The 12642-nt window shown below is 65.5% G+C and carries 12 protein-coding genes; 9 read left to right on the forward strand and 3 right to left on the reverse strand.

Annotation, left to right across the window (positions count from 1 at the left end):
• Nucleotides 1-59: 59 nt before the first annotated feature.
• Nucleotides 60-1109 carry a serine endopeptidase gene (locus AC07PE_RS15605; RefSeq protein WP_498765976.1) on the forward strand — a complete coding sequence of 350 codons (1050 nt, stop codon included), beginning with the start codon at nucleotides 60-62 and terminating at the stop codon, nucleotides 1107-1109.
• Nucleotides 1110-1114: 5 nt separating this feature from the next.
• Here the strand turns inward: AC07PE_RS15605 and AC07PE_RS15610 are convergent, their stop codons facing one another.
• The 3 genes from AC07PE_RS15610 to AC07PE_RS15620 form a co-directional block, all read right to left on the reverse strand.
• Nucleotides 1115-2122 (reverse strand): sensor histidine kinase, encoded by a 1008-nt coding sequence (locus tag AC07PE_RS15610; RefSeq protein ID WP_498765978.1) that lies wholly within the window; start codon nucleotides 2120-2122, stop codon nucleotides 1115-1117.
• Between the two features lie 155 nt (nucleotides 2123-2277).
• Nucleotides 2278-2718 (reverse strand): DUF3597 domain-containing protein, encoded by a 441-nt coding sequence (locus tag AC07PE_RS15615; RefSeq protein WP_498765980.1) that lies wholly within the window; start codon nucleotides 2716-2718, stop codon nucleotides 2278-2280.
• 18 nt (nucleotides 2719-2736) lie between these two features.
• Nucleotides 2737-3252 carry a hypothetical protein gene (locus AC07PE_RS15620; protein ID WP_498765982.1) on the reverse strand — a complete coding sequence of 172 codons (516 nt, stop codon included), beginning with the start codon at nucleotides 3250-3252 and terminating at the stop codon, nucleotides 2737-2739.
• A 137-nt stretch (nucleotides 3253-3389) separates the two neighbouring features.
• Here AC07PE_RS15620 and AC07PE_RS15625 point away from each other — a divergent pair, with 137 nt between their 5' ends.
• The 8 genes from AC07PE_RS15625 (at nucleotide 3390) to AC07PE_RS15660 (ending at nucleotide 12627) form a co-directional block, all read left to right on the forward strand.
• The gene (locus AC07PE_RS15625; protein ID WP_498765984.1) at nucleotides 3390-3725 is read left to right on the forward strand and encodes a DUF1294 domain-containing protein; all 336 of its coding nucleotides are present in this window, start codon (nucleotides 3390-3392) and stop codon (nucleotides 3723-3725) included.
• Nucleotides 3726-3735: 10 nt separating this feature from the next.
• A complete protein-coding gene (ugpQ, locus tag AC07PE_RS15630; RefSeq protein WP_498765986.1) occupies nucleotides 3736-4512 on the forward strand; it encodes a glycerophosphodiester phosphodiesterase in 777 nt (258 codons plus the stop codon).
• 77 nt (nucleotides 4513-4589) lie between these two features.
• Entirely contained in the window at nucleotides 4590-6272 is a 1683-nt protein-coding gene (locus AC07PE_RS15635) for a flagellinolysin (RefSeq protein ID WP_498765988.1), read from the forward strand.
• A gap of 174 nt (nucleotides 6273-6446) precedes the next feature.
• A complete protein-coding gene (alaS, locus tag AC07PE_RS15640) occupies nucleotides 6447-9056 on the forward strand; it encodes an alanine--tRNA ligase (RefSeq protein WP_498765990.1) in 2610 nt (869 codons plus the stop codon).
• Between the two features lie 193 nt (nucleotides 9057-9249).
• Nucleotides 9250-9741, forward strand: a complete 492-nt coding sequence (locus AC07PE_RS15645) for a hypothetical protein (RefSeq protein ID WP_498765992.1) — start codon at nucleotides 9250-9252, stop codon at nucleotides 9739-9741.
• Between the two features lie 84 nt (nucleotides 9742-9825).
• A complete protein-coding gene (locus tag AC07PE_RS15650) occupies nucleotides 9826-11262 on the forward strand; it encodes an MFS transporter (protein ID WP_498765994.1) in 1437 nt (478 codons plus the stop codon).
• Nucleotides 11263-11448: 186 nt separating this feature from the next.
• Nucleotides 11449-11676 (forward strand): sulfurtransferase TusA family protein, encoded by a 228-nt coding sequence (locus AC07PE_RS15655; RefSeq protein ID WP_498766078.1) that lies wholly within the window; start codon nucleotides 11449-11451, stop codon nucleotides 11674-11676.
• 201 nt (nucleotides 11677-11877) lie between these two features.
• A complete protein-coding gene (locus AC07PE_RS15660) occupies nucleotides 11878-12627 on the forward strand; it encodes an electron transfer flavoprotein subunit beta/FixA family protein (RefSeq protein ID WP_230027482.1) in 750 nt (249 codons plus the stop codon).
• The last annotated feature ends 15 nt before the right edge of the window (nucleotides 12628-12642 follow it).

Here is a 12642-nt window from a genome sequence, read left to right on the forward strand (position 1 = left end):
TGGCCTTCGTTCTCCTTCAATGGCAATCTGCGACGGTTGCCACTTGACGGAGAACTACCATGAACAAAGGCCTGCGCCTGACCGAAACCTGGATGCATCGCGCGCTGTGGCTGGTCGCCTTCCTGTTTGCCGGCTTCCTGATCGGCCTGGGCGGCAAGGTGATCGAGAACATGGACGGGCTCGACCCTGTCCCCACCGCCCAGGCCCTGATCGACCCCGACGCCGCCGCGCAATACAAGGCCGAGATCAAGCGCGCGGCCCAGGCGAAGGACGAAGCCGAGCGCGCCCTCGAACAGGCTCAGCAAAAGCATCAGGCCGCGCAGGCCAACACGCGCAGCGCCCGCGCCACCTTCGAGAACTGGATCGCGACCCGCCACGCTACCGTGCGGCCGGAGCAGGATGCCGAGCTGATAGCACGCACCCGCGCGCTCGACCGCCTGGCGCAGGACGAACGCACGGCGCTGGCCGCGGTGGAGGCGCAGCAGCAGGCCCGGCTCGATGCGGAGCAGGCTGCGGAAAAGGCGCGCCAGGAGCATATGGCGCTACTGGTGCCGGCCCAGGATCAGGCCCAACGCGCCGCGCGGCGCGCCGAACTGCAGGTCTTCCTGTACCGCCTGGCGCTGACCCTGCCGCTGCTGCTGGTGGCCGGCTGGCTGTTCAAGCACAAGCGCAACGATACCTACTGGCCCTTCGCCTGGGGCTTCATCTTCTTTGCGCTGTTCGCCTTCTTCGTCGAGCTGGTTCCCTACCTGCCCAGCTACGGCGGCTATGTGCGCTATCTGGTCGGCATCCTGCTGACGGTGGTCTGCGGACGCTATGCGATCCGCTGGCTGCAGGCCTACCTGGCGCGGCAGAAGGCAATCGAGGCGCTGCCCGAGCCGCAGCGCAAGACCGGGATGCGCTACGACCTTGTGATGGGACGCATCGCCAAGAACCTGTGCCCGTCCTGCGAGCGGCCCACCGACTACAAGGACGAGACCCTGGCGCATTGCCCGCACTGCGGCTTCCAGCTGTTCGACCGCTGCCCGGTGTGCACGGTGCGCAAGAACGCGCTGATGCGCTTCTGCTTTTCCTGCGGCACGCCGGCCAACGTCAGCCTGGCGGATTGACCGGGTCAGTTGAATTCGCGCCCGTCGATCGGAATGTCGAGGGTGAAGGTGGTGCCGGCCTGCTCCGAGCTGTCGAGCACCACGGTGCCGCCGTGCCGCTTGGCGACTTCCTGCACGAAGGGCAGACCGATGCCCCAGCCGGTCTTGTCCGACTGTTCGCCGCGGTTCAGGTATTCGAAGATGTCCTTGCGCCGCTCGTCCGGGATCGGATTGCCGCAGTTGTGCACCGAGATGATCACGCGGCCGTGGGTCTGGGCCACGTTCACGCTGACCAGCTTGCCGTCGCCGTACTTGGCCGCGTTCAGGGTCAGGTTTTCAAGGGCGCGCCGCATGGCGCTCTCGTTCCACCAGCCGACCACGGATTCGCCGCTGACCTCGCAATCGGCCGAGGTCGTGTCCTTGACGTGTTCGGCGACCTTCCGCGCCAGCGCCAGCGCATCCATGGCCGCCAGGTCCAGCGGCGCGCTGTGTGCGGTCGTCTGGCTGAGGGCGTCGAGCTGTTCCTGGAACATGCGCTCGAGGCGCAGGCCGTTGTCGAGAATTTTCTGGGCGATCTTTTCCGCCTTGCCCGGGTTGGTCGCCAGCAGCAGTTCCGCTCCCGAAATGATGACCGACAGCGGGCTGCGCATGTCGTGCGTGAGCGAGGCCGCGACCCGTTCGCGGAAGGCCCGCTGCAGGGCAGTGAATTCTTCGACGGCATCGCGGATCGCCTGGTCGAAGGAAGAGCCGATGACGCGCAGTTCCTCGCCGGTGAAGCGGATGCCGTTGGCCTGCGCGACTTCCAGCAGGACGTCGCGCAGCAACTGGTATTCGTAGACGATTTCGACCGCCTCGTATTCGGTGGTGCGGGCGCGTTCGCTGCCATGGCCGGTCGCGGCGCTCGAATCGCTGGCGGCGTTTTCGCGATCGAAGCCGGGACTCAGCGCTTCCGCGATGTTCCCGTAAAACAGAGGCAAGGTATCCAGCAGCACCGGATGGCTGACCTCGTCCGCACCCTGGATCAGGCTGCGCACACGCTTTTCCCATTCGGCAAAAACGTCATCGCGGATGGCCAGCAGCTTCCTGGATTGTTCGGATAGATTCCTGGTGCTGGACTGTTGATTTGTCGAAAGCATCATGGGTGCGGAAGGGCCGGTTCGCATCGGGCGAGCCGGCCATGGGTGGTAGATCAGTCTTGCAGGTCGGCCGGCACCTTGCCGCCGTTCTGCGCCAGCTTGGTCATGACTTGCTTGTGCAGCCAGATGTTCATGCTGGCCGAGTCGTTGGTATCGCCGGTGTAGTGCAGCTCGGCGGCCAGGTCCTTGCGCGCCTGCAGGCTGCTGTCCAGGTTCAGCAGTTTCAGCAGGTCGACGATCGAGGTGCGCCAGTTCAGCTGCTGGCCCGAGGATTTCTGCATATTGGTCAGGATCTCCTCGACGTCCACCTGCTGGTTCAGGGTGGCGGCCGGCGCGGCGCCGGCCGTGCCGCTCGTGCCTGCTGCGGGCGCCGGGGCCGGTGCGGCTTGCGGTGCCGCGGGTGCAGGGGCTGGCGTGCCGCCGGTCTGTGCCTGCGTGTTGGCCGGATGGTGGCCAGGGAAGATTTTGTGGAAGATGTCGCCGAGGATACCCATATCGTTCTCCTTTTTACGTTAATGACGTTGCATGCCTTGCGCCATGTGGCCCAGTGCGATTGCCAGTGCGGCGCCGCCCAGGGCTTTCACCAGGGTCGGATGGTCCGAGTAGAAATTGCCCATCTGGTCGACGATGCCCGGATTCTGCTGTTCCGCATGGGCGGCGATGTCCTGCACCTGATCCGGCGAGAGCTGGGACGCCTGTTCCGGCGTCACGCGGTTCTGGCCGCCGCCGAGGAGATTGCCGAGCGCACCGCCGGCCACGCCGGACAGCAGTTGCGGGCCGAGGCTGGCGATCAGCTGGTTCAGCATGCCGGCGCGCTGGTTGGGGTCGCTGTGGCCGAACAGCTGGCCGACCATCTGCGGGAAGGGCGGCGTCTGGTCGGATCGCAGCGCCTGGGTGACGCCGCGCGCCAGTTCCTCGCGCGGGGCTTGCTGCGCCACGCGGTCGAAGTCGTCGCTGGCCTGTGCCTGGTTGGCGTTGGCGCCGCCGCCCAGGTAGTTCTGCAGCAGGTTGCCTAGATCAAAACCCATGATTTTCTCCGGTATTGGGACAGTCGAAGGGGGAGGGTAGGCGCTTCGGTGGAATCGCTCCGTACGTTCATTAACGGACAGTGCGGATACGCGCTTGCCCGATGGACACGCCGTTCGGCAGCGCGTAAGCTGCCGCCATGACGCCCTTCCTGCCCATCTTCCTGTTTGCGCTCGTCTACGCCGGCGCCACCATCGCCTGGCATCTGACTCCGCTGGTCGGCGCCGCCTACCTGGCGATGAGCCTGGTCTGCTTCTGCGGCTATGCGCTGGATAAATCGGCGGCGCGCAAGGGCGAGCGGCGCACGCCGGAGAGCACGCTGCTGATGCTGGGCCTGCTGGGCGGCTGGCCGGGCGCCGTTCTGGCCCAGCAATGGCTCCGCCACAAGACGGTCAAGCAGCCCTTCCGCCAGATGTTCTGGTTCACGGTGGCCGTGAACATGGCATGCTTTGTCTGGCTGTCGACACGCGCATAGGAGAGGGAAAATGTGGCGCTATCCGAAAGTCCTGGCCCATCGCGGCGGCGGCACCCTGGCGCCGGAAAACACCATGGCCGGCCTGCTGCGCGGCATGCGCGCGGGCTTTCGCGCCATCGAATACGACGTGATGCTGGCGCGCGACGGCGTGCCGGTCGTGATGCACGATCCCTTCCTGGGCCGCACCGTGGCCGGTTCCGGCCACGTTGTCGACTACGATGCGCTGGAGCTGGCCGGCATGGACGCCGGCGGCTGGTTCGGCCGCGAGTACGAGGGCGAGACCGTGCCGCTGTTCGTCGAGTTCGCGCAGTTCTGCAAGGCGCATGGCGTGTGGATGAACATCGAGCTCAAGCCGGCGCCGGGCCATGAGATCGAGACCGGCGGGGCGGTGGCGCGGATCGCCGCCGCCATGTTCGCCGACGAGCTGGGGGAGGGATCTGCCCCGGGCCGACCGGAGCGGGCGCCGCTGCTGTCCTCGTTCAGCCAGCAGGCACTGGAGGCGGCGCGCGACGTGGCGCCGCAGCTGCCGCGCGCCTTTTTGATGAGCGAACTGCCGCCCGACTGGGAGCGCCGCGCGCGCGAGGTGGACGCCGTCGCCATCCACGTCAACCACCGCCACCTGACGCCGCAGCAGGCGCAGGAGGTCAAGGCGGCCGGGTTCGGCCTGTTCTGCTACACCGTCAACGAGCCGGCGCGCGCCCGCGAACTGCTGGACTGGGGTGTGGACGCCTTTTGCACCGACCGCATCGACTTGATAAGCCCGGATTTCGCCACCCGCGTTAAATAAATGCCATCTTGCCCTTCAGAATTGTAAGGACTTGTCGTTAAGGACTGATTACTGCCCAATCGGCTCCCACGACGACCATGACCCTGTCGATCAATAACAATTCCTTGTCGCTGCAGGCGCAGCGCCAGCTTGCCGAGCATACGGCCGCGGCCACGAAGGCAATCGCGAAGATGACGTCCGGCGCCCGCATTGACAGCGCCAGCGACGACCCCGCCGGGCAGGCAATTTCGGCGCGCATGTCTTCGCAGCTGCGCGGCATGAGCCAGGTCATGCGCAACATCAACGACGGCACCTCGATGCTGCAGGTGGCCGACAGCGCCATGGCGAATATCGGCGACGGCCTGCAGCGCCTGCGCGAGCTGGCCGTGCAGTCCGGCGACGGCGGCATGTCCGACACCGACCGCGGCGCCCTGCAGCAGGAGGCGACCCAGATCCTGGCCCAGATTTCCGACGTCGGCAAGTCGACCCAGTTCAACGGCATGACCCTGTTCTCGCAGGACACCAGCAGCATCGGCGGCGACAGCAAGGTGCGCAAGGTGATCGACGGCCTGAAGACCGGCTGGCTGGGCAATGCCGAGGAAATGATCAAGAAATACTACGGCATCGAGGGCGATGGCGCCGCGCTGAAGCTGAACCTCAATACCACCGACGGCCAGTGGAACGTGCTGGCCTCGGTGTCGGGCAGCACGGAATCCAACGGCAAGGTCAAGAACCTCAGCCTGAACCTCGACATGGCGGACTTCGGTATCGGCGACACGGCTGACGGCGGCGTCTCCTCCGGCTATTTCAACGACCGCGTCATCGCCCACGAAATGGTGCACGCCGTCATGGACCGCTCGATGAACATGGCCTCGTTGCCGACCTGGTTCGTGGAAGGCACGGCGGAGCTGATCCAGGGCGCGGATCAGCGCGTGGCGAGTGCGATCGCCGGCGGCAGCGTGGCCGCCGTGGTCAGCGGCGCTGCCGCGTCCAGTCCCAGTTACGAAGGCGCCTACGTGGCCTCGCGCTACCTGCACGACAAGCTGAAGGAGGCGGGCGTCGACGGCGGCATGAAAGGCCTGATGACCTATCTGCACGAGAATCAGAGCGCGAACCTGGATACGGCGCTGAACGCCGTCACCAACGGCACGATCGCCAGCGCCAGCGCCTTCATGACCGATTTCCAGGCCAACGGCGCGACCTTCATCAACACCAAGATGAACCTGACCAACGCGGACACCGGCGCCATCGGCGGCCTGGACGCCGATGGCGGCCCGTCGCGCAACCCCACGGACGTGGTGTCCGACGTCGGCTATACCTCGGCCGACAAGCCGCTGCAGAGCTTCAAGTTCGACTTCGACGGCCTGGACAAGGGCGCCGGCGCCGGCGTCAACCGCTTGCAGATCCAGGTCGGCGCCGGCACGACCAAGGACGACCTGATCAACCTCGAATTCTCGGCCATGAATTCGCAGGCCCTCGGGCTGGCGGACCTGGACATGAAGAAAACCGCGGTGGCGCTGCTGCACATCGACCAGGCGATCGACTTCGTCGACAAGCAGCGGGTCGTGGTGGGCGCGGCCAGCAACCGGCTCGACATGGCGGCCCAGAACAACCAGACCTCGTCGGTGAACCTGGCGGCTTCGCAAAGCCGCATCCAGGACGTCGACTATGCCGACACCACCGTCAAGCTGACGCGCTCGCAGATCCTGCAGCAGGCGGCGTCGGCGATGCTGACGCAGGCGAACGGGCAGCCGAACGCTGTCCTGGCGCTTCTCCGGTAAGGTAAAGCGTGGGCACGGGGTGCCCACCCTACGGCAAAAGGTAGGGTGGGCACCCCGTGCCCACGCGCTGTTGCAATTAGTGCAATAGCTCCAAACACCACCCGCAATTCCTTCCAACAGCTACGCTATAATCATTTTTTTATATAGCATGCTGCCCTCACACGCCCCTACGACATGAAATCCACCGAAATACGCGAAAAGTTCCTCAAATTCTTCGAGTCCAAAGGTCATACCATTGTCCGCTCGAGCCCGCTCGTGCCGGGCAACGACCCGACGATGTTGTTGACCAACAGCGGCATGGTGCAGTTCAAGGACGTGTTCCTGGGCCTGGATACGCGGCCGTACAAGCGCGCCACCACCGTGCAGCGCTGCGTGCGCGCCGGCGGCAAGCACAACGACCTGGAAAACGTCGGCTACACCGCGCGTCACCACACCTTCTTCGAAATGCTGGGTAACTTCAGCTTCGGCGACTACTTCAAGCGCGACGCCATCAACTTCGCCTGGGAGCTGCTGACCAAGGTCTACAACCTGCCGGCCGAAAAGCTGACCATCACCGTCTACTTCGAAGACGACGAAGCCTACGATATCTGGGCCAACGAGATCGGCGTGCCGAAAGAGCGCATCATCCGCATCGGCGACAACAAGGGCGCGCGTTACGCCTCCGACAACTTCTGGCAGATGGCCGACACCGGTCCCTGCGGCCCCTGCACCGAGATCTTCTACGACCACGGCGCCGACATCTGGGGCGGTCCTCCGGGCTCGCCGGAAGAAGACGGCGACCGCTTCATCGAGATCTGGAACCTGGTGTTCATGCAGTTCAACCGCGATGAATCCGGCGTCCTGACCCCGCTGCCGAAGCCCTCGATCGACACCGGCATGGGCCTCGAGCGCCTGGCCGCGGTGCTGCAGCACGTCCACTCGAACTACGAGATCGACCTGTTCCAGGCCCTGATCAAGGCAGCCGCCCGCGAAACCGGCACGACCGACCTCGAGTCGAAGTCGCTGCGCGTGATCGCCGACCACATCCGCGCATCGAGCTTCCTGATCGTCGACGGCATCATCCCGAGCAGCGAAGGCCACGGCTACGTCCTGCGCCGCATCATCCGCCGCGCGCTGCGCCACGGCCACAAGCTGGGCCAGACCAAGCCCTTCTTCTACAAGCTGGTCGAAGACCTCGACATCGAGATGGGCGACGCCTATCCGGAACTGCGCGAAGCGAAAGCGCGCGTGATGCAGGTGCTGAAGGCCGAGGAAGAGCGTTTCGGCGAGACCCTGGAAAACGGCATGAAGATCCTGGAAGCCCAGCTGGCCAAGGATCCGCAAAAACTCGACGGCGCCACCGCCTTCACCCTGTACGACACCTACGGCTTCCCGCTGGACCTGACCGCCGACATCTGCCGCGAGCGCAACGTCACGCTGGACGAGGCAGGCTTCGCCGCCGCCATGGAACAGCAGAAGAAGACCGCGCGTGCCGCCGGCAAGTTCAAGATGGCCGCCAACGTCGAGTACTCGGGCGAGAAGAACAAGTTCGTCGGCTATGACTCGCTGGTCCACAACACCCACGTGCTGGCGCTGTACGCCGACGGCGTGTCGGTGCAGGAGCTGAAGGCCGGCCAGGACGGCATCGTGGTGCTGGACACCACCCCGTTCTACGCCGAATCCGGCGGCCAGGTGGGCGACAAGGGCCTGATCAAGGCGAGCAACGGCGTGTTCGAAGTCGAGGACACCCTGAAGATCCAGGCCGACGTGTTCGGCCACCACGGCGTGCTGCAATCGGGCTCGCTGAAAGTGGGCGACACGGTCGACGCGCAAGTGGACGAAGCCAAGCGCGCGCGCACCATCCGCAACCACTCGGCCACCCACCTGATGCACAAGGCGCTGCGCGAAGTGCTCGGCTCCCACGTCCAGCAGAAAGGCTCGCTGGTCGATCCGGACAAGACCCGCTTCGACTTCGCCCACAACGCACCGCTGAGCGCTGAGGAAATCGCGCGCGTCGAGCAGATCGTCAACGCCGAGATCCTGCAGAACCACCCGACCCAGGCCCAGCACATGTCGATGGACGACGCCATCAAGCACGGCGCGATGGCCCTGTTCGGCGAGAAGTACGGCGACACCGTGCGCGTGCTGGACATCGGTTCCTCGAAAGAGCTGTGCGGCGGCGTGCACGTCACCCGCACCGGCGACATCGGTCTCTTCAAGATCGTCTCGGAAGGCGGCGTCGCAGCCGGCATCCGCCGCGTCGAAGCGGTGACGGGCGAGGGCGCGCTGGCATGGGTGCAGGCGACCAACCGCAAGCTGCAGGAAGCCGCTAGCGCCCTGAAGACCGGCCCGGACGAACTGCCGTCGCGCATAGTCCAGGTGCAGGACCAGGTCAAGGCGCTGGAGAAGGAAGTCAACGCGCTGAAGTCGAAGCTGGCCGCGGGCCAGGGCGACGAGCTGGCCGGCCAGGCCGTCGACGTCAACGGCGTCAAGGTGCTGGCCGCGACCATGGAAGGCGCCGACGTCAACGCGCTGCGCGAGACCATGGACAAGCTGAAGGACAAGCTGAAGACCGCCGCCATCGTGCTGGCTTCGGTGGCCGACGGCAAGGTCAGCCTGATCGCCGGCGTCACCAAGGACGCCACCGGCAAGGTCAAGGCCGGCGAGCTGGTCAACTTTGTCGCCCAGCAGGTGGGCGGCAAGGGCGGCGGCCGCCCGGACATGGCCCAGGCCGGCGGCACCGACGCTGCTGCGCTGCCGCAGGCGCTGGCTGGCGTGCCGGGCTGGGTGGGCGAGCGCGTTTAAGCCGTAAGTTAGCCTGAAGACCGTCGTCCCCGCGCAGGCGGGGACCCATGCTGAGCCACTTCGACCGGCTTTGTATGGGTCCCCGCTTCCGCGGGGACGACGCGTTTATGGTTGGAACTTTTAGGCGAAGCCAGGGGAATACAGGAGAGAGCGCGCCACTCCTCATCCATCACCTTTCCCTGGGAGACCCACCATGAAACGCCTGTCCCTGCTGGGCGCGGCGCTGCTCGCCTGCGCCCCTGCCTCGTCCGCCGACTTCAGCGGCAACTGGTCACTCGACCGCAGCCGCAGCAGCAACCTGCCGCCGTATTACAGCCAGGTCAGCTCGCACCGCCTCAGCAACGCGCAGGCGGGCGATCGGCTCACCGTCGACGTCGCCATCGAAGGCGCAAGGCCGGAACCGCTGCGGAACCGTTTCGTCTACCGCTTTGACGGCACGCCGACCACGGCCCTGACCGAGGTGCGCACGCCCGAAGGCCCGCAGCAGGCGCCGACCACCATGAAGGCCCGCATGATCGATGGGGACCGGCTGCACATCGACATCGTGCGCGAATTCGGCCTGGCCGGCGGCACGGTGCACGGCCGCAGCAGCGAGGACTGGAGCCTGAGCCCGGACGGCAAGACCCTCACCGTGCGCCTGGAGCGGCCCAACATAGTGTCCAGTCTGGTCTTCGTGAGGATGTAAGGGCTCGGTACGCCCGCGAACAGACGGCAGCGGCCGGCGGCGGCACGATGGCCGCCAATCCCGACATCGCCGCCCAGGAGACGCATGAGCAGCCTGCCCCCGCATTGCGACCGTGCCCTCGCCGAAGGCAAGTCCGACGCCAAGTCCGACGGCGCGCCCGCTGCCCATCCGAACCTGGTGCTGGCCACATCCATCCTGTCGAGCAGCCTGGCCTTCATCGACGGCTCGGTGGTCAATGTCGGCCTCTCGGCGATCGGCAAGGACCTGGCCGGGACCGGCGCAGACCTGTCCTGGGTCGTCAGCGGCTACCTGCTGCCGCTCAGTTCCCTGCTGCTGCTGGGCGGCGCGATGGGCGACCGCTATGGCCGCAGGCGCATCCTGATGACGGGCATCACGATCTTCGGCCTGGCTTCCCTGCTGTGCGCATTCGCCTTCAATCTGTGGATATTGGTTGGAGGCCGTGCCCTGCAGGGCGTCGGCGCGGCCCTGTTGCTGCCGAACAGCCTGGCGATCCTGGGCGCCACCTTCGAAGACAAGGCGCGCGGACGGGCAATCGGCATCTGGGCCGCGGCCGGCGCGGCGGCGGGTGCGGTCGGCCCGCTGCTGGGCGGCTGGCTGATCGACTCGGTCGGCTGGCGCGCGATCTTCTACATCAACCTGCCGATCGCAGCGCTGGCGATCTTCATGGCCTGGCGCTTCGTCCACGTGAAGACCAGCGACAAGCCAGTCGCGCTCGATCCGCTGGGCGCGCTGCTGGCTAGCCTCGGTCTCGGCTGCGTAACCTGGGGCCTGGCCGACGCCTCCGCCGAAAAGCAGCTGACGCCGGCGGCCGGCATTGCGCTGGCAGCCGGCGTACTGATCCTGCTGGTGTTCCTGTGGATCGAGCACCGCGCGGGCGAACGCGCGATGCTGCCGCTGAAGCTGTTCGGGTCGAGCAGCTTTTCGGGCCTGAACCTGATGACCTTCCTGCTGTACGGGGCGCTGGGCGCGCTGATGCTGCTGGTGCCCTACGTGATGATCCAGACGCTGCATTACTCGGCCAAGGAGGCCGGCGCCGCTCTGCTGCCGTTTCCGATCGTACTGGCGCTCGGCTCGCCGCTGATGGGAAAGTTCGCCGGCAGCCACGGTTCGCGCCTGCCGCTGGCGATCGGCGCTGTCATCGTCGCCTGCGGCTTCCTGCTCGGCACGCGCATCGGCTCGGGTTCCTATGTGGCGACGGTATTGCCGGCCATGGTGGTGATCTCGCTGGGCATGGCCTGCGTGGCGGCGCCGCTGACGACGGCCGTGCTGTCCTCGGTGGACCCCAGCCATACCGGCATCGCCTCCGGCTTCAACAGCGCGGTGGCGCGCGGCGGCGGCCTGATCGCCACCGCCTTGCTCGGCGTGGTCCTGAGCGTGCAGGGCCGCGCGCTGCTGGCGCCTTTCCACAGGGCGATGGTGGTGTGCGCCGTCACGGCGGCGCTCGCGGCCGTGTGCGCTTTCATATGGGTCAAAGGCGAGAACCGGCAGCCGCCAACCTGATCGGCGAAATGTAAAGCGCCTGTTTTCCGGATGTTCCATGAACTATAATAGTTGTTGTTAAAGTGCAACGACACTATGCGTCTTTTGGTGCGGTGCGTCATAATCCCGCAATTGGAGTACTATGCGGGAATCTGCCCAACTTACGCAGGCATATCGATGAGCGAAACCATACTCGACACCGGCACTATCGAGGTCCAGAAAGACCTCGATGCGCGAGGCTTGAACTGCCCGCTGCCTATCCTGAAGGCCAAGAAAGCCCTCGCCGAACTGAGCAGCGGCGAAGTGCTGCGCATCGTTGCGACCGACACCGGTTCCGTGCGCGATTTCCAGGCCTTCGCCAAGCAGACCGGCAACGCGCTGCTGGCGCACACCCACATCAACGGCGAGTTCACCTTCTGGCTGCGCCGCAAGTAAGAACGCACACCTGACAACGGGGCAGGGAGCAGCAGCCCCGCGTTTTCTCTCACTGATTAATCAAGGTTTCAGCAGAATTAGTGGATTCCTTCTAAGCAAAAAACGCACGATCGTGCTTTAATTCTGTGTCTAAGCAGTTTTGCTCTTATAATTCGGATCATTTTTCGCTTTAGTCCTCATTCCATTTTCCAAAGGCCCACTATGAAAGTCCTGGTACCCGTCAAACGCGTGGTCGACTACAACGTCAAGGTCCGCGTCAAGTCCGACGGCAGCGGCGTCGATATCGCCAACGTCAAAATGTCGATGAACCCGTTCGACGAGATCGCACTGGAAGAGGCGACCCGCCTGAAGGAAGCCGGCAAGGTCACCGAGATCGTGGCCGTGACCTGCGGCGTGACCCAGGCCCAGGAAACCCTGCGTACCGGTATGGCGATCGGTGCCGACCGCGGCATCCTGGTCGAGACCGGCGCCGAGATCGAGCCGCTGGGCGTGGCCAAGGTGCTGAAGGCGCTGGCCGACAAGGAGCAGCCGCAGCTGATCATCCTGGGCAAGCAGGCGATCGACGACGACTCGAACCAGACCGGCCAGATGCTGGCTGCGCTGCTGGGCTGGCCGCAGGCGACCTTCGCCTCCAAGGTCGTGCTGGAAGACGGTAAAGTAACCGTGACCCGCGAAGTGGACGGCGGCTTGGAAACCGTGGCCCTGACCCTGCCGGCCATCGTCACCACCGACCTGCGCCTGAACGAGCCGCGCTACGTGACGCTGCCGAACATCATGAAGGCCAAGAAGAAGCCGCTCGAGACCATCAAGCCGGAAGACCTGGGCGTCGACGTGACCCCGCGCCTGAAGACCCTGAAAGTGTCGGAGCCGGCCAAGCGCTCGGCCGGCATCAAGGTCCCGGACGTGGCGACCCTCGTGGCCAAGCTGCGCACCGAAGCCAAAGTCATCTAATTTAGGATAAGAAAA

The sequence above is a fragment of the Telluria sp. GW821-FHT07G12 genome (genome assembly GCF_059418525.1).